Annotated in this window: 21 protein-coding genes; 10 read left to right on the top strand and 11 right to left on the bottom strand. The window is 70.1% G+C overall.

Translation table 11 applies throughout. The features are described 5' to 3' along the window. Positions 1-78: 78 nt before the first annotated feature. Positions 79-1,200 (bottom strand): serine hydrolase domain-containing protein, encoded by a 1,122-nt coding sequence (locus tag AB0K08_RS10230; protein ID WP_363354036.1) that lies wholly within the window; start codon positions 1,198-1,200, stop codon positions 79-81. Positions 1,201-1,266: 66 nt separating this feature from the next. Here AB0K08_RS10230 and zupT point away from each other — a divergent pair, with 66 nt between their 5' ends. Both zupT and AB0K08_RS10220 read left to right on the top strand, forming a co-directional pair. After that, positions 1,267-2,070, top strand: a complete 804-nt coding sequence (gene zupT / locus AB0K08_RS10225; RefSeq protein ID WP_363354034.1) for a zinc transporter ZupT — start codon at positions 1,267-1,269, stop codon at positions 2,068-2,070. 59 nt (positions 2,071-2,129) lie between these two features. Beyond that, positions 2,130-3,449: an MFS transporter gene (locus AB0K08_RS10220; protein WP_363354032.1), complete on the top strand. Its 1,320-nt coding sequence runs from the start codon at positions 2,130-2,132 to the stop codon at positions 3,447-3,449. 7 nt (positions 3,450-3,456) lie between these two features. Here the strand turns inward: AB0K08_RS10220 and AB0K08_RS10215 are convergent, their stop codons facing one another. Together AB0K08_RS10215 and tpx are read right to left on the bottom strand one after the other, a co-directional pair. After that, a complete protein-coding gene (locus AB0K08_RS10215) occupies positions 3,457-4,794 on the bottom strand; it encodes a S1C family serine protease (protein WP_363354030.1) in 1,338 nt (445 codons plus the stop codon). A 34-nt stretch (positions 4,795-4,828) separates the two neighbouring features. Then, positions 4,829-5,329 (bottom strand): thiol peroxidase, encoded by a 501-nt coding sequence (gene tpx / locus AB0K08_RS10210; RefSeq protein ID WP_363354028.1) that lies wholly within the window; start codon positions 5,327-5,329, stop codon positions 4,829-4,831. A 31-nt stretch (positions 5,330-5,360) separates the two neighbouring features. On the opposite strand from tpx, the gene AB0K08_RS10205 reads away from it, so the two are divergent. After that, a complete protein-coding gene (locus AB0K08_RS10205) occupies positions 5,361-6,254 on the top strand; it encodes a patatin family protein (protein WP_363354026.1) in 894 nt (297 codons plus the stop codon). Between the two features lie 26 nt (positions 6,255-6,280). On the opposite strand, the gene AB0K08_RS10200 is transcribed toward AB0K08_RS10205, so the two are convergent. Next, complete coding sequence (locus AB0K08_RS10200) at positions 6,281-6,874, bottom strand: PACE efflux transporter (protein ID WP_363354024.1); 594 nt, start codon at positions 6,872-6,874, stop codon at positions 6,281-6,283. A gap of 283 nt (positions 6,875-7,157) precedes the next feature. On the opposite strand from AB0K08_RS10200, the gene AB0K08_RS10195 reads away from it, so the two are divergent. Together AB0K08_RS10195 and AB0K08_RS10190 are read left to right on the top strand one after the other, a co-directional pair. Next, positions 7,158-8,144 carry a diaminopimelate dehydrogenase gene (locus tag AB0K08_RS10195; protein WP_363354022.1) on the top strand — a complete coding sequence of 329 codons (987 nt, stop codon included), beginning with the start codon at positions 7,158-7,160 and terminating at the stop codon, positions 8,142-8,144. A 154-nt stretch (positions 8,145-8,298) separates the two neighbouring features. Continuing rightward, entirely contained in the window at positions 8,299-9,321 is a 1,023-nt protein-coding gene (locus AB0K08_RS10190) for a DUF808 domain-containing protein (protein WP_363354020.1), read from the top strand. A gap of 22 nt (positions 9,322-9,343) precedes the next feature. Here AB0K08_RS10190 and AB0K08_RS10185 read toward each other — a convergent pair whose 3' ends face one another. Beyond that, on the bottom strand, positions 9,344-9,775 hold the full coding sequence (locus tag AB0K08_RS10185) for a VOC family protein (RefSeq protein ID WP_363354018.1): 432 nt from the start codon (positions 9,773-9,775) through the stop codon (positions 9,344-9,346). A gap of 158 nt (positions 9,776-9,933) precedes the next feature. Between AB0K08_RS10185 and AB0K08_RS10180 the strand changes: the two genes are divergently transcribed. Both AB0K08_RS10180 and AB0K08_RS10175 read left to right on the top strand, forming a co-directional pair. After that, positions 9,934-10,788 carry a patatin-like phospholipase family protein gene (locus AB0K08_RS10180; protein ID WP_363354016.1) on the top strand — a complete coding sequence of 285 codons (855 nt, stop codon included), beginning with the start codon at positions 9,934-9,936 and terminating at the stop codon, positions 10,786-10,788. 49 nt (positions 10,789-10,837) lie between these two features. Continuing rightward, a complete protein-coding gene (locus tag AB0K08_RS10175) occupies positions 10,838-11,800 on the top strand; it encodes a macrolide 2'-phosphotransferase (RefSeq protein ID WP_363354014.1) in 963 nt (320 codons plus the stop codon). 23 nt (positions 11,801-11,823) lie between these two features. Here the strand turns inward: AB0K08_RS10175 and AB0K08_RS10170 are convergent, their stop codons facing one another. Further along, the gene (locus tag AB0K08_RS10170; RefSeq protein WP_363354293.1) at positions 11,824-12,621 is read right to left on the bottom strand and encodes an alpha/beta fold hydrolase; all 798 of its coding nucleotides are present in this window, start codon (positions 12,619-12,621) and stop codon (positions 11,824-11,826) included. Positions 12,622-12,747: 126 nt separating this feature from the next. Here AB0K08_RS10170 and AB0K08_RS10165 point away from each other — a divergent pair, with 126 nt between their 5' ends. Then, complete coding sequence (locus AB0K08_RS10165) at positions 12,748-14,547, top strand: BCCT family transporter (protein WP_363354012.1); 1,800 nt, start codon at positions 12,748-12,750, stop codon at positions 14,545-14,547. Here the strand turns inward: AB0K08_RS10165 and AB0K08_RS10160 are convergent. Both AB0K08_RS10160 and AB0K08_RS10155 read right to left on the bottom strand, forming a co-directional pair. Further along, positions 14,511-15,491 carry an SRPBCC family protein gene (locus AB0K08_RS10160; protein WP_363354010.1) on the bottom strand — a complete coding sequence of 327 codons (981 nt, stop codon included), beginning with the start codon at positions 15,489-15,491 and terminating at the stop codon, positions 14,511-14,513. The genes AB0K08_RS10165 and AB0K08_RS10160 overlap by 37 nt on opposite strands. 17 nt (positions 15,492-15,508) lie before the next feature. Beyond that, entirely contained in the window at positions 15,509-15,907 is a 399-nt protein-coding gene (locus AB0K08_RS10155) for a metalloregulator ArsR/SmtB family transcription factor (protein ID WP_363354009.1), read from the bottom strand. 173 nt (positions 15,908-16,080) lie between these two features. On the opposite strand from AB0K08_RS10155, the gene AB0K08_RS10150 reads away from it, so the two are divergent. Continuing rightward, on the top strand, positions 16,081-16,971 hold the full coding sequence (locus AB0K08_RS10150) for a SurA N-terminal domain-containing protein (protein WP_363354007.1): 891 nt from the start codon (positions 16,081-16,083) through the stop codon (positions 16,969-16,971). Between the two features lie 53 nt (positions 16,972-17,024). On the opposite strand, the gene AB0K08_RS10145 is transcribed toward AB0K08_RS10150, so the two are convergent. Further along, complete coding sequence (locus AB0K08_RS10145) at positions 17,025-17,780, bottom strand: SCO1664 family protein (protein ID WP_363354005.1); 756 nt, start codon at positions 17,778-17,780, stop codon at positions 17,025-17,027. A gap of 27 nt (positions 17,781-17,807) precedes the next feature. Beyond that, a complete protein-coding gene (locus AB0K08_RS10140) occupies positions 17,808-18,461 on the bottom strand; it encodes a histidine phosphatase family protein (protein WP_363354003.1) in 654 nt (217 codons plus the stop codon). Between the two features lie 169 nt (positions 18,462-18,630). Here AB0K08_RS10140 and AB0K08_RS10135 point away from each other — a divergent pair, with 169 nt between their 5' ends. Further along, a complete protein-coding gene (locus AB0K08_RS10135; RefSeq protein ID WP_363354001.1) occupies positions 18,631-20,070 on the top strand; it encodes a sigma 54-interacting transcriptional regulator in 1,440 nt (479 codons plus the stop codon). 132 nt (positions 20,071-20,202) lie between these two features. Here the strand turns inward: AB0K08_RS10135 and AB0K08_RS10130 are convergent, their stop codons facing one another. Then, positions 20,203-22,164: a DUF222 domain-containing protein gene (locus AB0K08_RS10130; protein ID WP_363353999.1), complete on the bottom strand. Its 1,962-nt coding sequence runs from the start codon at positions 22,162-22,164 to the stop codon at positions 20,203-20,205. Positions 22,165-22,365 lie beyond the last annotated feature (201 nt).

The raw sequence follows: 22,365 nt of genomic DNA, 5'->3' as shown, positions 1-22,365 counted from the left end.
CTTTGAAGTTCCTGTGAATATCCTGCAGGGTCGGGATGAGACGACCATGAGCGGTGGATGAGACGGTGATGAGTCCTCTCATCCGCCGCCGTGCGACAGCGCCGTGGCCCGGACCAGGTCCGAGACCTGGACCATGAGCCTGCGGTCTGCCGGATGCCCGCTGGCGCGGTCCGTGACCATCCCGACGGCCAGGTCCAGGTCGGGATCGGCCCACCCGAGGCAGACGTCCGAACCGTTGTGCCCGAAGGTCCGCTCCGTGCTCGTGGTGCCGAAGGGGCACGCCTCCCCCGTGCCGCCCAGTTGCACCCCGGTCCCCCACCGGGTCGGCAGCCGGGTCCACGCATCCCGGCCGCCCTCCGAGCTCGGCGCGCACAGTGCGGCCCGTTCCGGGGCGTGCAGCAGCTCCGCGTAGAACCGGGCGAGCTGCCGGGCGGTCGTGGAGATCCCGGCCGCGGGGATCCGGGCCTGGCGCACGGCACGGCGGTTCAGCACGGCGGCGACCACCGGCCCACCCGGCCCGGCCCGCCAGGACCCGTCCAGCGGCAGGCAGCGGTGCAATTGGGCGTCCGGCACCCCGGGGTGCACATCATCCAGCCCCGCCGGGTCCAGCACCTCCCGCCGCAGCAGCTCCGCCCAACCCTCCTCCCGGCCCTCCCCCAGACCTTCCCCCAGACCCTCCGCATCCCGAACCGTGGCCCGGCGCGCCACCTCGCCCAGGATGAACCCGGAGTCCAGCGGCTGATACGCGGAGACCCCGGCATACCGCCGTCCACGACGCCGGCCACGCGCCACCCGCTGCGCCGAGGGCCCGGCGCGGTGCATGGTCAACACCGCGGCCGGGTAGGGGCCCGCCGTGGGCACGGCGGTGCGGTGGGTCAGCACGTCACGCAGCGTGGTGCCGGACTTGGAGCCGCGTCCGCCGGTCCCGTAGGCGGGCCAGTACGCGGACACGGCGCAGTCCAGGTCGAGCACCCCCCGGCCGGCCAGGCGGTGGACCAGCAGGGAGGTGAAGGGCTTGGACGCCGAGAACAGCCACCCCAGCGCATCCGGCGTGCAGCCGGAGGCACCGTCGAACACCACCTGGCCGCGGTGCACCACCGTGAGCTGCACCGAGGCCCCGCGCGAGGCCGCCCACTCGAGGACCGGCTGCCAGGCGGGGAAGGAGGTGGCCGGCGTCGTGCTCTGGGGACCGGTGCTCATGGAACCCCAGCGTAGTGAACCGCGAGCCGGGCCCCCTCCCTGCGCGCCCGCCCCTACACTCGGGACGTGGAGAACTTCTGGCTGGCATTCGGTCTGACGGTGCTGGCCGGACTCAGTACCGGGGTCGGCGGACTGATCTCGGTGCTGCCGCGCCGCACCTCCGGGCCGTTCCTGTCCGTCTCCCTGGGGTTCTCGGCCGGCGTCATGCTCTACGTCTCCTTCATGGAGATCATGCCCAAGGCCCTGGACTCCCTGGCGGACGCCGCCGGGCCCACGACCGGCCCGTGGGCCGCCGTCGCCGCCTTCTTCGCCGGGGTCCTGATCATCGGCGTGATCGACCGGCTGGTCCCCGAGCAGATCAACCCGCACGAGCCGGGGCTGGTGCACCATCCGGCGGCGGCCGTGAAGCGCCGCCGCATGATGCGCACCGGCACCGTCACGGCCCTGGCCATCGGCATCCACAACTTCCCCGAGGGCTTCGCCACGTTCATCGCCGGGCTGACAGACCTGCAGGTGGCCCTGCCCGTGGCCCTGGCCATCGCCCTGCACAACATCCCCGAGGGGGTGGCCGTGGCCGTGCCGATCCGCGAGGCCACCGGCTCGCGCCGCAAGGCCGTGCGCTGGTCGTTCCTGTCCGGGCTGGCCGAGCCGGCCGGCGCGTTGATCGGCTTCGCCCTGCTGCTGCCGTTCATGAACGACTTCACGCTCGGCATCACCTTCGCGCTGGTGGCCGGGATCATGGTGTTCATCTCCCTCGACGAGCTGCTGCCCACCGCCCGCGAGTACGGAAAGCATCATCTGGCGATGTACGGGCTGGTGGCCGGGATGGCCGTCATGGCGATCTCGCTGCTGCTGTTCTCCACCCTCTGATGACGTGCTGAGGACGTGCCGGGGACGTCATACCTATGGCGAGAGGGTAGAACTGGTGCATGACCACTGACCCGGGCACCGCCCCCGATCCTGCCGCCGACGCCCCGTACGGCGGCCCCTCCGGCGGTTCCGCCCACCCCCGGGCCCGCGCCGGGACCGTCGGATTCGGGCTGGCCGTGGCCGCGGTCGTCTTCATCGCCTTCTCCCTGCGCCCCGGGGCCACCGCGCTGGGCCCGGTGCTGGCGGAGATCTCCGCCTCCCTGGACATCGACGGCTCGGTCGCCGGGATCATCACCGCCCTGCCGGGGCTGATGTTCGGGCTGGTCGGCTTCGTGGCGGTCAGCATCGGCCGCCGGGCCGGCCTGTCCCTGAGCGTCGCACTCAGCCTGATCGTCGTGGTCCTCGGGCTGCTGCTGCGCCCCGTGGCCTCCTCCTTCTGGGTCTTCGTGCCGCTGACGGCCCTGGCCCTGGCCGGCATGGCCGTGGGCAACGTGCTCGTCCCGGCCTGGGTCAAGCGGCACGGCGGCGTCCGCACGGTCGCCCTGATGACGCTGTACAGCATGTTCCTGACGGTCGGCGGCTCCGCCGGATCCGGCCTGGCCGCACCGCTGGCCGAGGTGGCCGGTTCCACGGTGTCCGTCCCGGCCGACGGCTGGCGCTGGTCGCTCGGGTTCTGGGGCCTGGCCGCCGTGATCCCCCTGCTCCTGTGGCTCGTGGTGGCCCGCCGCACCGGGCATGACTTCCCGGGGGCCCCGCCGCAGGCCCAGCCGGACCGGCCGCTGCGATCCTCCCCGACGGCCGTGTTCCTGATGCTGCTGTTCGGGCTGCAGTCCATGAACGCCTACGTGCAGTTCGGGTGGCTTCCCCAGATGTACCGGGACGCCGGGCTGGAGCCCAGCCTCGCCGGCGGCCTGCTCTCGGTGGTCGCCGCCCTCGGCGTGATCGGCGGGCTGGTCATGCCGACCGTGATCGACCGGTCCCGGACCCTGGCGCCGTGGATGATCGGCTTCGGCGCGATGACCGCCTGCGGCTGGGTGGGGATGCTGCTGGCTCCGGCCGAGGCCGGGCTGCTGTGGGCGATCCTGCTGGGGCTGGGGGGCTTCGCCTTCCCGACGGCTATCGCCCTGATCCCCGCCCGCAGCAGGTCACCCCACGTCACGGCGCGGTTGTCCGGCTTCGTCCAGCCCTATGGCTATCTCGTGGCCGCGCTCGGACCCTTCGCCGTGGGCCTGATCCATTCGGCGACCGGCTCCTGGACCCTCGTGCTGGTCCTGCTGGCCTGCTCCGGGGTGCTGATGGGCCTGGCCGGGCTCCGCGTCTCGGGACGGGTCTTCGTGGACGATGAGATCGCGGCACGGGAGGAGACCGCGGGCCAGTGAGCCACGGTCAGTAGACCACTGCCTCCTGCAGGGTGGCCTCGCCGGCTCTCTCCGCACCGGAGGTCGTGGTCCATTCGACCTCGATGACGTCGCCGACATTGTGGTCGTTGACGATCCGGGCGAGTTCGTTGGCGCTCGTGACGGACTGTCCGTCCACGGCCCGCACCACGTCTCCCTCCCGCAGTCCCAGCTGTTCGGCCGAGGAGCCGGGCGTGACCTCGATGATCACGGCCTGTCCGTCCTCGCTGCGGACCACGACGCCCAGGGCCCCGTCCGCCCCGATGCTCACGGTGTCCGTCTCCTCGCCGGAGACCACCTGCTCCACGACGTCCAGCGCGGTGGTCACGGGGATCGCATAGCCGTTGACCTCCTCGGCGGTCTCCCCCTGGGAGGCCGCCGTGGTGATGCCGACGATCTGGCCATTGCCGTCCACCAGGGGCCCGCCCGAGTAGCCGGGGACCACGTCGGCGCTGGTCTCGATCAGCCCGGCCAGGCGGGACGCGTCATCCGGGACCCCGGAGGAGGCCACGATGGACTCGTCCAGCCCCGTCACCTCTCCGGTGACGGCCGTGAGATAGCCCTGGCCGCCGCCGTTGCCGACGGCGGCCGAGCGCTCCCCGCGGTCCGGAGGGTCGGTGTTGATGGACGCCGTCGCCAGGGAGGGGGCGTCCTCGATCTGGAGCACGGCCACGTCATGCAGCGAGTCCCGGCCCAGGACGGTGGCCGTGTAGACCTCGCCGGTGTCCGCCACCGTCACGGTGACATCCGAGGCGTTCTCGACCACGTGGTAGTTGGTGATGGCCAGTCCCGCCCCCGTCAGCACGACACCGGTGCCGGTGCCCCGGCCGTTCATCAGCCTGGTGTCCACCAGGATGACCCCCGGGGCGTCCTGGACCCGGGTGCCCTGGTCGAGTCCTGCCTCGTCCGGCACCGGCCCGGCGCCCCAGTCCACCTGGATACCGTCATGACTGTGCTGCAGCGCCTCGCCGAGCGGCACCCCGCCCGTGGCCGGAAGGGCGGGGCCCTGCTCCTGGCTCGCCACGATGTCCTGGATCTTGTCGAACACCAGCAGGCCGACCCCGCCGGCGAGGACGGCCCCGGCCAGGAACCCCACCGCGATGATCATGCGGTAGGTGACGCTGCGGCGCGGCCGGTTTCGATGCGGGCGGTTTCCGTGCGGGCGTGGCGCCACCGGCCACTCCAGCTCCGGAGCCCGGTACGGCTGCTGGCGCCAGGCGTCTCCCGAGGTTCCGTAGATCGGACCGACGGCGGGTGGACGCTCCGGCAGAGGTGGGACCCCGTCCGCGGTGCGGTCGGGGTCCCGTGGGGTGCCGGGGTCGGTCACGGTGTTCCGGTTCTCGGATGGGCGGGAGGGTGGATCAGCCGCGGACGGCGGCCAAGGCGGACTCGTAGTCCGGCTCGGTGGTGATCTCCGGGACCAGCTCCGTGTAGGTCACGGTGCCCTGCGGATCGATCACGACGACGGCGCGCGCGAGCAGACCGACCATGGGGCCGTCGGCCTGGCTCACGCCGTAGTCCTCGCCGAAGGTCGAGCGGAAGACCGATCCGGTGGTGACGTGGTCGATCCCCTCGGCGCTGCAGAAGCGGCCGGCCGCGAACGGCAGGTCGGCCGAGACCGCCACCACGGTGGTGTTCGGCAGCTCGGCGGCGGCCTGGTTGAACGTGCGCACCGACTGCGCACACACACCGGTGTCCAACGAGGGGAAGATGTTCAGCACCACGGTGCGGCCGCTGAGGGATTCGAGGGTGACCGGGGACAGATCGGCCCCGGTCAGTTCGAACGCCGGGGCGGGCGTGCCCACCGAGGGCAGCTGTCCGACGGTGTTGACGGGAGTGGACTTGAATGCGGTAGTTGCCATGCGCTCCAACCTAGCCGTTTAGGCTGGCACAGTGGAACTGCACAGCAATGTCACGGATACCGCCCTGCTCTTCGAGGGCGGCGGGATGCGGGCCTCCTACACGTCCGCGATGGTGGTGGCCCTGCTGGAGGCCGGAATCCACCTGGACTTCGTGGCCGGCATCTCCGCCGGATCCTCCAACTCCGCCAATTACCTGGCGCGGGACCCCTGGCGCGCCCGGCACTCCTTCGTGGACTTCGCCGCAGATCCGAAGTTCGGCAATTGGAAGACGTTCCTGCGCGGAGACGGGCTCTTCAACGCCCGCTACATCTATGAGGAGACCGGGCTTCCGGACCAGGCCCTGCCCTACCCCTGGGAACGGTTCCAGGCCAATCCCGCCCACCTGCGGCTGGGTGCCTTCGACGCCGAGTCCGGCGAGGCCGTGTGGTGGGGGCGCGACGATTTCCGGCAGATGGCCGACCTGATGGTGCGGGTCCGGGCCTCCAGCACCATGCCCGTGCTGATGCCCCCGGTCCAGCTGGACGGCCGGACCTACGTGGACGGGGCCTTGGGGCCGGACGGCGGCATCCCGGTCTCCGCCGCCGAGGACGCCGGTTTCGAGAAGTTCCTGGTGGTCCTGACCCGTGAACGCGGTTACGTCAAAGGCCCCGAACGGTTCCCCCGGTTCTACCTGCGCTACTTCCGCCGGCACCCGGCCATCGCCCAGGCGCTGATCACCCGCTGGCAGCGCTACAACGCCACCCGGGAGCGCCTGTTCGACCTCGAGCGCCGGGGCAGGGCCTACCTGTTCGTCCCCGAGACCATGCCGGTCGCCAACGGGGAGAAGGACGTGGCCAAGCTCGCCGCCTCCCACGAACTGGGGCTGTCCCAGGCACGCCGCGAGCTGCCGGCCATCCGGGAATTCCTCGGGCTGCCGGCTACCTGATCCCTGCCCTCGAAGTGCTCCGGGTGCTACTGGGCGGAGTCCGGCAGGCCGAAGACCCGGTCGAAGCACCAGGCGTACACGGCGTTGTAGATCAGGAAGAACACGAGCAGTGCCGCCTCGTAGAGGAAGGCCTCCCACAGGCCGACCTGCAGCAGCAGGGCCACGGCCGGGATCAGGAACACCAACAGGCCGGCCTCGAACAACACGGTGTGCATCAGACGCACCCAGAGCGGACGGCCGGTGTGCCCCGAACGGCGCTCCCACCGTTCGAAGAGGGTGTTGAACACCATGTTCCAGATCAGGGCGACCACGGAGGACACCACGCCGACGGCGGCGCTGGCCCCGGGCGGATTGCCCATCAGCGTCAGGATGAGCGTGGCGAACAGGATGGCGAACGCCTCGAAGACGACCGCGTAGACCACCCGCCGGACGAGCGGGGTGCGGAAGACGCGGCGGCCGACGAGGGCCCGGCGACCGCCGGGTGCCTTCGGGACCTCCCGGGTGGCCGGCGTGGTCGAGGCCGGGGTCGCCTCGGTGACCTCCGGCTCCGGAGCGTGCCCCAGGGCCGAGTTCTGGGCCGAATCCTGGGCGTCGGGCGGGCAGGGCGCGTTGGTGGACATGAGAAAAGACCTCCCGGAAATCTCCATGGGAAGTCCTCGACCGGTTTCGCGTCCATGGAAGCGGATGCTCGGCGCCGGGGACCGACTGGCCGTGAGGGCCTGGTCGGTGGGGACCGGTGGTCCCGTGGCGCCGTGTCCTGATTCTACCAAGTCCCACCACGCTGCAACGTCACGCAAGACGACGTCATTCCGGTCGGTTCCCCGGGACCACGCCGCCGACGATGCCGACGATGCCGCCTACGATGAGGGGGAACCGCCAGCCAGCAGAAAGAGGACCCACCCCATGACCACCTCGTCCGCCGCATCCACCACGCCCATCCGGGCCGCCATCGTCGGCTACGGCAACCTCGGCCGCAGCGTGGAGAAGCTGGTCCGCGCCCAGCCGGACATGGAACTGGTGGGGATCTTCTCCCGGCGCGCCGAGCTGGACACGGACACCCCGGTCTTCCCGGCAGCCTCGGCCGCGGACCATGCCGCCGACGTGGACGTCCTGTTCCTGTGCCTCGGCAGCGCCACGGACATCCCGGAGCAGGCGACGGGCTACGCGCGGCACTTCACCACCGTGGACACCTACGACAACCACAAGCTCGTCCCCGACCACTACGCCGCCATGGGTGAGGCGGCCCGCGCCGGCGGCCACGTGGCGATGGTCTCCACGGGCTGGGACCCGGGACTGTTCTCGCTCAACCGCACCCTGGCCGATGCCCTGTTCCCCGACGCCCAGCAGAACACCTTCTGGGGCAAGGGCCTGTCCCAGGGACACTCGGACGCGGTGCGCCGCGTGGCCGGGGTCAAGAAGGGCGTGCAGTACACCATCCCGAGCGAGGACGCGATCGCCGAGGCCAAGGCCGGCCGCGGGGCCGAGATCACCGGCGCCTCCGCACATGTGCGCGAGTGCTACGTGGTGGCGGATGAGGCCGACCACGCCGCCATCACCGAGGCCATCACCACCATGCCGGACTACTTCGCCCCGTACTCCACCACGGTGCACTTCATCACCGAGGAGGAGTTCGAGCGGGACCACCGGGGCATGCCCCACGGCGGCCACGTGGTCACCTCCGGCGACCTCGGCGGCTCCCGCAGCTCGATCGAGTTCGCCCTCGAGCTGGGGAGCAACCCGGACTTCACCGCCGCCTCCCAGGTGGCCTATGGCCGGGCGGCCGCCCGGCTGAAGGCCTCCGGCCAGACCGGCGCGTTCACCGTCCTGGAGGTCGCCCCCTACCTGCTCTCCCCCGTGCCGCTTCAGGAGCTCATCCGCCGGGACGTGTGATCCCCGCTGGATCGGAGGCACCCGCGGCACGGGAGAACCGTACGGCAGGTGCGCGGCCGCCGTCGTACACTCTGAGCATGCCGAGCACGCGCCCGCACCGCGAGATCCAGCCCAGCCCCGCGCCGACCCGGCGTGCCGCTCTGAGGGGCACCCGGTGAGCGGCGGGCTGGTCGCCCTGCTGGACGACGTCGCCGCCCTGGCCCGCATCGCCGCGGCCTCCGTGGACGACATCGCGGCGGGCGCGGCCAAGGCGGGGACCAAGGCCGTGGGCGTAGTCATCGACGACGCGGCCGTCACCCCGCAGTACATCTCCGGTGCCGACCCGTCCCGCGAGCTGCCGATGATCAAGAGGATCTTCTGGGGATCGCTGCGGAACAAGCTGCTGATCATCCTGCCGGCCCTGTTGCTGATCAGCTCGTTCATCTCGTGGCTCATCCCGTGGATCCTGATCCTCGGCGGCACCTACCTGGCCTACGAGGGCGCCGAGAAGGTCTGGCACAAGCTCCGCGGCCACCACGCCGAGAAACAGGCGCCGGCGGCCGAGAGGGGCCCGGAGGCCGAGGACAAGGTGATCAAGGGCGCCATCACCACCGACTTCATCCTGTCCTGCGAGATCATGGTGATCTCCCTGAACGAGGTGGCCGCCGAACCCCTCTGGCTCCGCGCCGTCATCCTCGTGGTCGTGGCCGTCGCCATCACCGTCCTCGTGTACGGTGCCGTCGCGCTGATCGTCAAGATGGACGACGTCGGCCTGCACCTCGCGCAGAGAGAGGGCGCCGGGGACGGGACCCGGCGGTTCGGCGAGGCGCTCGTGAAGGCCATGCCGAAGGTCCTGGCCGCCATCACCCTGATCGGCACGGTCGCCATGCTGTGGGTGGGCGGCCACATCCTGCTCCAGCAGGCGGCCGAACTCGGGCTGCACGGCCCCTACGACCTGGTCCACGCCCTCGAGGCCCCCGTGGCGGCCCTTCCGGCGGTGGGGGGATTCCTGGGCTGGCTCGTGAACACCCTGTGCTCGGCCGTCGTCGGGCTGGTGTGGGGCCTGCTGGTGCTGGCGGTGCTCCACCCCCTGCTGAAGCTGCTGCCGACCGGGCGCGACCGCGAAGCGGGTTCACTCCGGGCCGCCGCGGCGGGCCACCGGCCGGGCAGCACGCGGGCCACGGACCGACGTTCCTGACTCCTGTTCTAGGCCGGCGTCCCTACCCGGCCTCTCCGACGGCCGCGGTGGAGAACGCCCACATCACGCCGAAGCGATCGAAGACCTGCCCGTACCAGTCGCCCCAGGGGGCCTGTTCGAACGGCATGTTCTCGGAGCCGCCGCCGGCCACGAGCTGGCCGATCAGTCGACGGGCCTCATCCGGGCTGTCCACCGTGTACAGCAACGAGTAGGCGGTGTCCCGGACCGGGTAGTCACGGTCATCCACGGAGTCGCCGCCGGCCAGCTCCCCGCCGGGCAGGGACAGCGTCACGTGGGCCACGGCCTGGGGATCCGGCTCGAACGGCATGCCCTCCATGGGGGTGTCGCCGTAGCGCAGCAGGTTCAGCTCACCCCCGAAGACCTCGTGCCAGTGTTCGAAGGCCTCGGCGGTGGAACCGGGCAGGGAGATGTAGGTGGCTAGGGAGGTGCTCATGGGGTGCTCCTGGTTCGTCTCGGCCCGCTCGGGACGGTCTCACTCTGGCCGGGGCCGTGCAGCCAAGACCAGCATGCCCCGCGCCCCCGCAGGCCGCACCTCCGATCCTGCGCTGCAGACCCCTTGGTGGAGATCGCCGTCAGGAATACAGTCGAACCGTGAGAGCGAGCTCAACCGGCACGGCCTTCGTCTTCGCCGGCGGCGGGAACCGTGGCGCCGTCCATGTGGGTCAGCTCCGGGCGTTGCTCGAGCGGGGCATCACCCCGGACCTGGTCGTCGGCACGTCGGTGGGCGCCCTCAACGGCGCCGTGGTGGCCCGGGACCCGCATCCGGGGGTGGCCCACGAGATGCTCGAGATGTGGCAGACGGATGAGGCGCGGGCCGTGTTCGGGCAGTCCTGGGCGCACCAGGCCGGACGGGTGGTCCGCGGCCGCACCCACACGCTGTCCGCCCAGCCGCTGGTGGACCTGATCTCCCTGCACTTCCCGCCCCGGGCGCGGATCGAGGACCTGGAGTTGCCCTTCGTCACGGTCGCCACCTCGATCGAGCGCGCCGTGGAGCAGTCCTTCGATACCGGCCCGCTGGTACCGGCCGTCGTCGCCTCGGCCTCGGTGCCGGGGCTGCTCCCGCCCACGGTCATCGACCACGAGCACTACCTCGACGGCGGCCTGGTCGCCTCGGTCCCGCTCGGCCAGGCGGTGCGGCGGGGGGCCACCACGATCTACGTCCTCCAGGCCGGCCAGCTGGACAAGCAGATGAAGGTCCCGAACTCAATGGTGGAGACGCTCAACGTGTACCTGGACATCACCCGCCGGCACAGCTTCACCCACGCCATGGACCACGTCCCGGAGGGGGTCACCGTCCATGTGCTGCCGACCGGTGGCCGGCCGAGGGTCCGTGGCCTCAAGGCCCTGATGTCCCTGGAACACATGGCGGAACGGGCGGAACTGGCCTACCGGGCGAGCATCGTGGAGCTCGACCGTATCGCCGGGCTGGGCCCGGCCCAGCCGTGATGAGCCGCACGGTCGTGACAGTGCGGCGACGAGCTGGGACGGTGGAGTCATGAGCACCACCGACCCACAGATCCTCCAGGTGGCTGCCGCGCACGGCCTGGACCTCGATCCCGACTCCGTGGAGGTCAACGAGATGGGCCTGGACTTCCGCGTGGCCCTGGCCATCACGGCCTCTTCCAGTACCGCCACCGGTACCGCCAGCAGTACCACCACCAGCACCGCCAGCAGTACCAACGTGGCGGAGGCCGGCCAGCGGTGGGTCCTGCGGTTGCCCCGCCGGCCGGACGCCATGGAGCGGGCGGAGGTGGAGGGCCGGCTCCTGGCCGCGGTCCGTCCCCACCTGGAGGTCGCCATCCCGGACTGGCGGATCCACTCCCGCGACCTGATCGCCTACCCCGCCCTGCCCGGCGAGCCGGGGCTGACCCTGGACGGTTCCGGGGCCCCCGTCTGGCACCTGGACATCGCCTCGGCGCGCTATGCGCGCTCACTCGGTGCGTTCCTGGCCCGGCTGCACGCCGTCGATCCCGCCGAGGCGGCTGGGGCCGGCGTCGAGGTCCTCTCCCCGGACGCCGTCCGGCAACGGTGGCGGCAGGACATCGAGCGGGTGCGGGCCGCCTTCACGGTGGCCCCGTCACTGGCGCAACGGTGGCAGGCATGGGTCCAGGAGGACAGTTACTGGCCGGACGAATCGGTGCTGACGCACGGCGAGGTGTACCCGGCGCACACCCTGGTCCAGGACGAAGAGGTCACCGCCGTCCTGGACTGGACCACCGCCCGCGTCGGCGATCCGGCGATGGACTTCGCGATCCACCACGCGGCGGCGCCGCCGGAGGCGTTCGAGGCCACCGTGGAGGAGTATGTCCGGCGCGGTGGCCGCGTGTGGCCCCGGTTCGCCGAGCACTGCGCGGAGATCATGGCGGCCGGCCCGATCGGCTACGGGGTCTTCGCGCTCCAGACCGGCGCGGCGGAACACCGGCAGGCGGCGCAGGAGCTGTTGGACCCGCCGGCCTAGGTGTACTGGCTCGGGACGTCAGGTCAGGTGTGCTCGAGGAAGCCGCGCAGGACCTCGGCGAACTTCTCCGGCGCCTGTGAGTGCACCCAGTGGCCGGCCTCCCGGATGGTCACCTTGTGGGTCCGGGGGAACAGGGCCCGCATCCGCGGGGCGTACTCGTCCCGGACGTAGTCCGAGCGCCCGCCGGCCACCCACAGCACCGGCCCCTCGAAGGTGGCATCGCCCGCATCGGGGAAACCGCCGATGGCGTCCAGACTGCTCCGCAGCAGTTCCAGGTTCGGCTCCCAGGAGTATCCCTCGGAGCCGCCGCGCAGGTTCTGCAGCAGGAACAGCCGGGTGGTGTCCCACGGGATGGGTTCGCGCAGCGCCTCGTCCGCTTCCGAGCGCCGTGAGATCGTCGTCAGGTCCACGGCCGCCAGGCTGTCCAGCAGGTGCGCGAACTCGCCCTCCCCTCCCCCGGCCTGGGTGGGCGCGATGTCCACCACGATCAGCCGGGAGACCACGTCCGGGTGCCGCAGGGCCAGCACCATGGCCACCTTGCCGCCCAGGGAATGCCCGACGACGGCCACGGGGCCTTCCGCGGCCACGCCGGCGCGGAGCGTGGCGGCCACCGAATCGGCCATCTGGCGGTAGTCCACCGCGTCCGTCCACTCGGACTCCCCGTGGTTGGGCAGGTCCACCAGGAGACTGCGGTAGTCCGGGGCCAGGTCCTTGGCGATCCGGTTGAAATTCTTGCCGCGGCCGAACAGGCCGTGCAGGAACACGACCCGATGGCCGGGATCAGAGGGGGTGTCCGGACCGCCGGCGTCCGTGGTGTGCAGGGTGCTGAGAGGAAGATCGTCCACGACTCGAGCCTAGAGGATGCGCGCGGGCGAGGGCCCGGTCCAGCACACTGGCACGTCGGACGCGTTCGGTGCAGTCGAACCGGCCGGTTTAGGGTGGGGACCATGTCATCCCAGGAATCACCGGACGCGAATCCGCCGAGCACGAACGAGTACAGCACCCGGCTCATCCCGTGGGTCCTCTGGCCCACCCTGATCATCATCGTGCTGTTCGTGGGCGTGACGATCGCCTTCCCCGCGGCCATGGAGTCCGGGATCGCCGCCGTCCAGCAGACGGTCATCAGCAACTTCAGTTGGTGGTACCTGATCCTGGCCTTCGGCTTCGTGATCTTCTGCCTCTACCTGGGATTCTCCCGCAAGGGCAACATCAAGCTGGGCCGACCGGACCATGAGCCGGAGTTCTCCACGATGTCCTGGCTGGCCCTGCTCTTCGCAGCCGGCATGGGCATCGGCCTGGTCTTCTACGGGATGACTGAGCCGCTCATCCACTTCGCCACCCCCCGCCCCGGTCTCGAGACCACCGATCCGAGCGTGGGGGCGCAGGCCGAAGACGCCCTGGCACTGACCTACCTGCACTGGGGTCTGCAGCCGTGGGCCATCTACGCTGTGGTGGGCCTCGCGATCGCCCATGCCATCCACCGGCGCGGCCGCCCCCTGTCCATGCGCTGGGCCATCGAGCCGTTGATCGGTGAGAAGGCCACCCGCGGCGGTTGGGGCCACGCGATCGACAGCTTCGCATTGATCGGCACCGTCTTCGGCGTGGCGACCTCACTGGGCTTGGGTGTCACCCAGATGGCCGCCGGCCTGCGCTCCATGGGTGTCGTCGGCGAGGAGGACCTGTGGGTCGAGTACGCCATGATCGCCGTGGTGACCGGTTTCGTCATCTGGTCCGTGGTGTCCGGCGTCAACCGCGGCATGAAATGGCTCTCGAACACCAACATGGTGATCGCCGCTGGGCTCGTGCTGTTCCTGCTGATCGTGGGCCCCACCCAGTACCTGGCCAAGGAGATGGTCCAGACCTTCGGCCACTACCTGCAGAACTTCATCGGCAACTCGCTGAACTCCTCCGCGTTCTTCGGGGCGGAGGGTGACGCCTGGCAGGCCAGCTGGTCGACGTTCTACTGGGCCTGGTGGATGTCCTGGACGCCGTTCGTGGGCGTCTTCATCGCGCGCATCTCGCGGGGCCGGACCGTCCGCGAGTACCTCCTGGGCGTGATCCTGGTGCCCACCCTGATCTCCGTGGTCTGGTTCGGAGTCCTCGGCGGCACGGCCATCTACTACGAGGCCACCCGGCCCGGGTGGTACACCTCCGTGGTGGACTCCGACGGCGCGGTGGACGTCAACTCCGCGCTGTTCCAGGTCCTCGAGCAACTGCCCGGCGGCGCCATCCTGGTGGTCGGGGCCATCCTGCTCTCCGCGATCTTCTTCGTCACGTCCTCGGATTCCGGATCCCTCGTGATGGCCATGATCGCCACCGGGGGCAATCCCGAGCCGCCGAACCGCATCCGTGTGATGTTCGCCGTGGCCACCGCGATCATGGCCGCCGCCCTGCTCCTCGCGGGTGGGCTGACGGCCATCCAGACCCTGGCGATCACCATCGGCCTGCCGTTCACCGTATTGATGGTGTTGATGTGCATCGCGGTGTTCAAGGCGCTGCACGTCAACGTCCAGCGGTCCGAGGCCATCCGGAGGATGACCCTCCTGGCGGACATCTCGGAGCGCTTCGGGCTGGACACCGACGACGACGCCGTGGATTCGGGGCCGGTCTCGGCCAACACGTGGTGGTCCTCCCTGAGCCGTGAACGGCAACGGGAGATCCACCAACGCGTCGGGCCGCATACCGGCCGCCGGGTCCGTCAGGGGATGTCTCAGCCGGAGAGTACCCCGGATTCCAGCCGGGAGTAGCTGGCCTCCATGCCGTCCGCCATGCCGGTGGCCAGGATGGTCTGGCGCAGGGATTCGTCCGGGTAGGTCACGAGCAGGGACAGCAGGGTTCCGCCCTCCACCGAGGTGAGCGTCAGCTCATTGGTGGTGGAGGCCTCCTCCTGCCCGATCATCGCCTCCGTCGTCACCGAGCGGTACGGCGCCTCGATCTCCAGGACGGTGCCCGTGAAGCCGAAGCGGTCACCACCGCCCTCCCGCTCCCATTCGTAGCGATAGGTCTCGCCTTCCGAGGTGCCCACTTGGCAGACGGGCATGGTCCACCCATCCGGCCCGAGTTGCCACCGGCGCAACAGCTCGGGATCGTGGTGGGCCCGCCAGACCTGGTCCACCCTGCCGCGGATCACGCGGCTGAGCCGGGCCTGACGGTCCCCGATCAACTGGGTCTGCACGGACTGTCCGGCCGCGAAGGACTGCAGGTCCGCCACGACGGCGTCGATCTGGCTCATGGCCGAGAGCGTGCCCTCCTCCATGCCCATGCTGAGGATCTGCTCCAGTTCCTCGGCGGAGTTGAAATGGGTGGTGTGGACCAGCCGGGACCCGCCGTCCGTGGACTCGAAGGCGAACACCATCCGCATGACGGGAGCGGTCTGGTCCCGCTCGCCGTCATCCGCGGTGAAACCGTCCAGGACCTCGAAGGACTCGCCCTCCGTGACGGTGAGGAACTCGAACCAGGCGGCGGACCGCTCCCCCTCCGGCCCGGTCATGTAGTACTGGGATTCCCCGCCCGGGTACATGTCGTGGCGGGTGAAAGTGGCCGGCCAGCCGACGGGTCCCCAGAAGGACTCGAGTTGCCGGGGATCTGCGTAGGCGTCCCAGAGTCGGCGGACGGGAACGGGGAAGTCCGCGACGATGGTCATCGTCAGGGCCTGGGGATCTTTGGAAACGTGGGTGACGGGCATGGTCATGCCTTTCCGAGGGTTCTTCAGGTGCTGTCGGGCTGTGGACCCGGATCGTCCGCCAGCAGGACGTCGAGACGTCCGATGCGCTGGCGCCACAGCTGTTCGTAGCGGTCCAGCAATCGCTGGACCCGGCGGAGGGTGTCGGGATCGCCGCTGACAAGCCGCTGGCGGCCCTTGCTGTTCTTCTTCACCAGATCCGCCGATTCGAGGACGGAGACGTGCTTCTGGACGGCCGCGAACGACATCTCGTAGTCCTCGGCGAGCACGGAGACGGAGATCGGCTCCGTGAGGGTCCGGCGCACGATGTCCCGCCGGGTGGCGTCGGCGAGGGCCCGGAAGATCCGGTCCACCTCGTCGTCGCTGAGCCCGTCCTGCGGGGCTGGTGTGCCGGGCGCCGCATCGGCTGCTTGATGTACAACCATGTGGTTGTACATTAGTGCCGACCACAGGTCTCGTCAAGGGTTGCTGGGACCCGGATCCAGCCCGTCGGGCATCGGCCCGTCGACCTGAACGGCGGCTGGCAGCCGGCTGACCGCGGTGCCCAGACTCCGTTGGTACGTTGCCGGAAGCCATCATCGAAAGGACGGTCACCGCCGTGCGCTCAACCCCGCAGACCACCCCGCGATTCACCCGGCGTGCCAGCACGCCCAAGAAGCTTCTGACCAGCGTCGCGCTGGTCGGCTCCCTGTTCGGACTCGCCGCCTGTGGCGGCGGGGACGGCGGAGCCCCGGCCGAAGGCGACCAGGGAGCCAGCTCCGGCGCCTCGCAGCAGGCCTCCGGTGGCGCCTCCGAGGGAGCCCAGGCGGCGCCCGAGGACGCCCAGCCCTCCATGCCAGAGCCCGACGTGGAGAACGTCCCCGAGGTCGTGGCGACCGTCAACGGCGAGGAGATCTCCGGCGAGGAGTTCACCACCGCCTATGAGGGCCAGTTCCAGCAGATGGCCATGCAGTCGCAGATGTCCGGTCAGGAGATGAACCAGGACGAGATGAAGAAGCAGCTCGCCGAATCCATGGTCGGCACGGAACTGCTGGTCCAGGACGCCGAGAAGCAGGGCCATGAGGCCTCGGAGGAGGACGTCAACGCCTTCCTCGAGAAGACCGCGGAATCCAGCGGCGTGGCCTCCGTGGACGAGCTGTTGGCCACCTTCGAGGAGCAGGGCTTCAGCGAGGAACAGATCCGGTCCGACGCCCAGAAGCAGCTGCTGCTGGATCAGACCATCGAGCAGCTGGACATCCCGAAGCCGTCGGACGAGGAACTCAAGGAGCTCTACGACTCCTCCGTGGCGGCGCAGTCAGAGGCTCAGGGCGGCGCCCCGGCCGAGGGCGGCGCCGAAGGCGAGGGTGAGAGCGCTGCGCCCGAGACTCCCTCCTTCGAGGAGCTCAAGCCCCAGTTGGAGCAGCAGGTCTCCTCCCAGAAGGAGAACGAGGCCCTCACGAAGCGGATCGGGGAACTGCGCGAGGGCGCAGACGTCCAGATCAAGCTCTGAATCCACGCACGAGGCCTGGCCACGCGAGACGACGGTTCACATGAGAGGCCTGATCAGACGAGAGGCCAGGGGAAGCGCATCCCCGTGGGATCGTCCGGGAACACACCCAGGAGCGACAGGTCCCGGATCCGCTGGCGGAGCGCCTCGATCTCGAACCAGGTGAGGTGCTCGGCCAGTGCCCCGGCCAGTGCCCCGGCCCGTGTCCCAGACAGCGTGTCGGCGAGCCGGTCGGCGTCGGCCAGCAGGCCGGCGTCGACCCGTTCCCCGGCGAAATCCCAGATCACGGTGCGCAGCTTGGACGGAGCGGCGAAGCACAGGCCGTGGTCGATCCCCCAGAGGCGCCCGCCGTCCCCACACAGCACGTGCCCCGCCTTGCGGTCCGTGTTGTTCACCAAGAGGTCGAAGGCGGCCATCCGCCGCAACTGATCGTGGAATCCCGGACCCTCGTCGAACAGGGTGAAGTAGTGCCGCGCCGGATCATGGTCCACGAACCACTGCAGCGACCCGACGCCGAACGGTGCGTCTTGGCGCACGACGGTCGGCGGGACGATCCCCCACCCCAGGGCCTCACTCACCAGGTAGGCGGCACGTTCCCGGCGGTAGAGCCCGGGCGGGAAGTCCCGGAGCGGCTGCTCGCCGAGTTCCGGTTTGTAGATGGCCCAGTGCCGGGCTTGCCCCGCCGGCGCCCGGGTCGCTTCTTCCAGCCTCAGTTCAACGAGGAACGTCTCGTTGCTGCTGTTCGCCAGCTGGCCGAGCACCTCGATCTTCCCTGATGCAAGCAGGGTGAGCCGCTCTTCACACCCGTCCATCCCGACGTCCATCCCGCCTCACCGTCCTCAGGAGGCCGCGAGACGGTCCAGGGGGTCCTGCGTCGAGTTCACGGTCAGCACCACCGGGTCCCGTCCCTCCTGGTAGGACACGGCCGAGACAGAACAAGGCCCGACGCTCAGCCGCTGGAAGCGGTCCAGCGGGGTGCCCATCGCATCGGAGACGGCCACCCGGATGGGATCGGCGTGCGAGAAGCACGCCACGGTGCCGCCAGGGTGGGCGTCACGCAGCCGCGCCAGGGTGGTGGCCATCCGGTCACGGATCTCTGTGAAGCTCTCCCCTCCCGGGAAGCGGAAGGCCGAGGGCTGCTGCTGGACGGTCTTCCACTCGGGCTTGCCGTACAGGTCAGTGAGCCGGGCGCCCGTCCAGTCCCCGAAGTTCCCCTCCAGGAGTCCCGCATCCTGGACCACGGGCACCGAGGCGCGGGCCGACGTCGGGCCAGCGGTTTCCAGGGTCCGCTCCAGGGGTGAGGAATAGATGGCGGACAGGGGCAGGACGGCGAGCCGTTCCGCGACGCGTTCCGCCTGCTCCTGCCCAGCTTCCGAGAGGTGCAACCCCGGGGCACGGCCGGGTAGGACCGTGCCGGTGGTCGGTGTCTGCCCGTGCCGGATCAGCAGGATCAGGGTGGTCGGGCGGCTCGGTTCTGTCTCGGGGGGTGCCATCCCTGCCAGACTACGGCGGTGTCCGCGTTCCGGGACACCCTGTACGGCACCCCGCACCGCCGATAGCGTGAGGACCATGGCCAGTTCCCACGTCCCCTCCCCCTCCGACGCGTCGCCGCCACCCGTTCCGGGCCCGGGTTCAGACCCGGAATTAGGTCCGGTACCCACCGTGGCGCCCGATATCAGCACCCTCGAGCAGCTGCGCGACTCCGGCCACGAGCAGGTCTCGCTGCGGGAGGAGATCCGTGCCAACCTCCTGGCGGCGCTGGCCGCGGGCGAGAACCCCTGGCCTGGCCTGCACGGATTCGATCGCACGGTCATCCCCCAGCTCGAGCGTGCCCTCATCGCCGGACATGACGTGGTCCTGCTCGGTGAGCGTGGCCAGGGCAAGACCCGCCTGCTGCGCACCCTGAGTGGCCTGCTGGACGAGTGGTCGCCCGTCATCGCCGGTTCCGAGCTGAATGAGCACCCCTACGAGCCCCTGACCTCCGAGAGCCGGGCCCGGGCCGAGCGCGACGGCGGCCGGTTGCCCGTCGCGTGGAGGCACCGGTCCGAGCGGTACGTCGAGAAGCTCTCGACTCCGGACACCTCGGTGGCCGACCTCATCGGCGACGTGGATCCCATGCGGGTGGCCGAGGGACGCCGCTTGGGCGATCCCGAGACGATCCACTACGGCCTGGTCCCCCGGTCCAACCGCGGGATCGTGGCCCTGAATGAGTTGCCCGACCTGGCCGAACGCATCCAGGTGGCCCTGCTGAACGTCATGGAGGAGCGGGACATCCAGGTCCGCGGGTACGTGCTGCGCCTGCCCCTGGACGTGCTGGTGGTGGCCTCGGCCAACCCGGAGGACTACACCAACCGGGGCCGGATCATCACCCCGTTGAAGGACCGCTTCGGTGCCGAGATCCGGACCCACTACCCTCTCGAGCTGGAGGACGAGATCGCGGTGATCCGGCAGGAGGCGCACCTGACGGCCGAAGTCCCCGAGGTGCTCTTGGAGATCCTGGCCCGGTTCACCCGCGCGCTTCGTTCATCCAGTGCCATCAACCAGGCCTCCGGCGTCTCGGCCCGCTTCGCCATCGCGGGCGCGGAGACGATTGCGGCGGCGGCACGCCACCGGGCCACGGCCCGCCGCGATGACCCGGTCGCCCGACTGGTGGATCTGGAATCCGCAGTGGAGGTCCTGGGGGGCAAGATCGAGTTCGAATCCGGTGAGGAGGGGCGGGAGGATGAGCTCCTGCAGCACCTGCTCCGGACTGCGACGGCCCAGACGGTCCGCAGCCGGTTCGGAGGACTGGATCTCTCCCCGCTCGTGGACGCCTTCGACGGCCGTCAGACGGCCACCACGGGTGAGCGCGTGACGGCCTCGGAATTCCTGACCGGACTGCCTGAGCTGGAGGATCCGGGACTCTACGACGAGATCGTGGCCCGCATCGGCACAACGTCAGCGGTATCCGTCTCGCCCGCAGCCGACACGGACGCCGGCGCAGAGCGTGGGGAGAGTGCCGCGGGCCACCGCGCCGGCGCGGTCGAGCTGGCTCTGGAGGGCCTCTACCTGGCCCGCGAGCTCTCAAAGGAATCCGGCGACGGCGAGACCGTCTACGGCTGACCGCCCGGCCCGTGGTTCGCGGACCCACAACCGGTGCCTCGTCGCCCCTGTCTGTCACCCCGCGGCCTGCCTCCGTGATGTTCGTCTGCATGCGGTGAGCCTTCATGCGGCCCGTCTTACGGCAGGCAGCCATCACGCGGCCTCGTCCTGCGGTTCGGCGTCGCCCGGACGCCAGAAGCGATTACGCCGGGGCCGCTGTTCCGGATCCTGGTAACGGGCGGGAATGAACCATGGGACACCGCCCTCGACCCTGATCTCCCAGGCTCCGGAGTGAACTGCGTGGTGGTGATGGGCGCACAGGAGCGTTCCGTTGTCCACCGAGGAGGGTCCTCCATGTTGCCAGTACTGGATATGGTGGGCTTCACACCACGGCGCAGGAATGGAACAGTCCGGTGCCGCGCAGCCGCCGTCCCGGGCGGTGATGGCTTGCCGTAGGCGGCGGGAGAAGAGCCGTTGCGAGCGGCCCACATCGAGTACCTCACCGGCGCCACCCAGCACGACGGGAATCAGATCGGCCTCGCACGCCATCTGACGGATCGTCGTCGGATCGACCGGCCCCGAGTAGGCTGCCTCGGACAGGAACCGCCCTGTCCCACCAGGTGGTTCGCCATCCCGCTCATGAACGTTCCCAGGGGCCGCCGGCGGTGGTCCGATGCCGTCTGCATCCCAGCGTCCGGTGGATGGTCTTCGGCCTTCATACTGTTGGGCCAAGGTCTGGAAATCGATGGTGACCAGCATCTGCGGTCTGATCCTGCGGGTCACCGGCTGGGTCACCGGCTGGGTCACCGGCTGGGTCACCGGCTCAGGGGACCGTGAACCAGGGCGGGGCGGGTCCCCCGGTGAAGGACCGTCCTGCGGGATGTCCACGCCGGTCAGCGACAGGGCACCCGTCAGGGCGCTGACCAGCCCGTCCAATTCGCGTTGCGCGCGGGTGCGCGGATCCAATGACTCCGCTCGCTCACGCTGGCGACTCCAGGAATCCGTGCTCCCCTCACCCCACTCGCCCGGCTGACCCAGTTCGCCCCATGCACGTGACACCTCCGGCCCTGACTCACCCCGCGGCGCTCGGTCACTGCAGGGCCCCGTGGCATTCCGCGGCCCGGAGTCCGGCGACATGCTCCGCGGGTTGGAGGCGGCGGACACCACTGTCTTGAGGCGTTCGTGCTGGGCATCTGTCGCCAGCATGGTCCAACGGTGCAGATTGGCTGCGCCACGGCCGTGATAGAAGAGTCCTTGAGCGGCGTCAACCTGGGCCTCGGTCGGGGCGGCACCATCCGGGTTGACGAGTGCATCGAACCGCTGACGCCAATGGTCCACGGCCCGTCTGACCAAGGCAGGGTCGCTCTGCCGGGCGAAGTCAGCCAGGACCCGCTCTCCGTCAGCCAGGAGCGGATCGATCAGCTCCGCCGCCACCCCTCCGAGCACGGCATCTTGACGGGCGTCCATGAGCGCCCCGCCCACCAGGTCCACCGAGCCCGGATCCGCCTGGGCGCGCCGCACGACCTCTCCCAGAACCGGCAGCGGCGGCAGCACCACATGGTCTCGGCCCAGGGACGACGTCCCCATGACACGCGAGGCCCGGACCACGCGTCGTTTGGCCTCGGCACGGTGGATCCCCAGCACCTGCCAGAGGTAGTCAGCCCCGTGCCGGTACGAACATTTGCCCTCGGGGACCCCGAGGACCTCACGGCGGGCGGAGTGGGTCTCGAAGACCCGGTCAACGTGGCCGGCCAAGCCCGTCCGGGCCGCATCTACCCAGCGGCCGAGTTCCTCCACCCCGGCCAGGATCACCGGCAACGAGCCCGTCGACATCTGGGGTTCAACGACTTCACCGAGCTGGCCGGGCTCACCGGGCTCACCGGGCTCACCGGGCTCAGTGGGCGCACCGGGCTCACCGGGCGCACCGGGCTCCGAGGTCTCTGTGGCCGTCATTGCGTGCGCATACAGCCCCCACTGTGCCGTCTGGTCCACATCGGGGCCTTGGGGAATCCGCTCCACCGAATCCAACAGATCCGGGTCCAGGGCCCGCCGCGCCAGCTCAGCGGTCAGCCGGCAGGCCTGATCCAGCAGCTCCGCCATAGCCATGCCCGACATCTCATCCTCGTGACCCATGATGCTGTCTCACCTCCCCGTCCACCCCGTCCACCTCGTCCACCTCGTCCACCTCGTCCGGCGCCCTCGCGATCTTCTAGTACACACATATTGGGTATCTGCTTAGCTGAAGTTAGTCCGCAGATGCGGAAATGGAGAGTTCCCGGAGCGGTGTGGGATCGGTCTTCACGGCTTGCTGGAGCA

This window comes from Citricoccus sp. NPDC055426 (assembly GCF_040677445.1).
GTDB lineage: Bacteria > Actinomycetota > Actinomycetes > Actinomycetales > Micrococcaceae > Citricoccus.
The sequence above is the reverse complement of the archived record's forward strand: the minus strand, read 5'-3'. Positions and strand labels throughout refer to the sequence as shown.

Bases quoted from the DNA above. Each gene is read 5' to 3' on its own strand.
- AB0K08_RS10230 (WP_363354036.1), bottom strand. From the start codon at position 1,200: ATGAGCACCGGTCCCCAGAGCACGACGCCGGCCACCTCCTTCCCCGCC.
- AB0K08_RS10220 (WP_363354032.1), top strand. From the start codon at position 2,130: ATGACCACTGACCCGGGCACCGCCCCCGATCCTGCCGCCGACGCCCCG.
- tpx (WP_363354028.1), bottom strand. From the start codon at position 5,329: ATGGCAACTACCGCATTCAAGTCCACTCCCGTCAACACCGTCGGACAG.
- AB0K08_RS10200 (WP_363354024.1), bottom strand. From the start codon at position 6,874: ATGTCCACCAACGCGCCCTGCCCGCCCGACGCCCAGGATTCGGCCCAG.
- AB0K08_RS10195 (WP_363354022.1), top strand. From the start codon at position 7,158: ATGACCACCTCGTCCGCCGCATCCACCACGCCCATCCGGGCCGCCATC.
- AB0K08_RS10185 (WP_363354018.1), bottom strand. From the start codon at position 9,775: ATGAGCACCTCCCTAGCCACCTACATCTCCCTGCCCGGTTCCACCGCC.
- AB0K08_RS10175 (WP_363354014.1), top strand. From the start codon at position 10,838: ATGAGCACCACCGACCCACAGATCCTCCAGGTGGCTGCCGCGCACGGC.
- AB0K08_RS10165 (WP_363354012.1), top strand. From the start codon at position 12,748: ATGTCATCCCAGGAATCACCGGACGCGAATCCGCCGAGCACGAACGAG.
- AB0K08_RS10160 (WP_363354010.1), bottom strand. From the start codon at position 15,491: ATGACCATGCCCGTCACCCACGTTTCCAAAGATCCCCAGGCCCTGACG.
- AB0K08_RS10155 (WP_363354009.1), bottom strand. From the start codon at position 15,907: ATGGTTGTACATCAAGCAGCCGATGCGGCGCCCGGCACACCAGCCCCG.
- AB0K08_RS10145 (WP_363354005.1), bottom strand. From the start codon at position 17,780: ATGGACGGGTGTGAAGAGCGGCTCACCCTGCTTGCATCAGGGAAGATC.
- AB0K08_RS10140 (WP_363354003.1), bottom strand. From the start codon at position 18,461: ATGGCACCCCCCGAGACAGAACCGAGCCGCCCGACCACCCTGATCCTG.
- AB0K08_RS10130 (WP_363353999.1), bottom strand. From the start codon at position 22,164: ATGTCGGGCATGGCTATGGCGGAGCTGCTGGATCAGGCCTGCCGGCTG.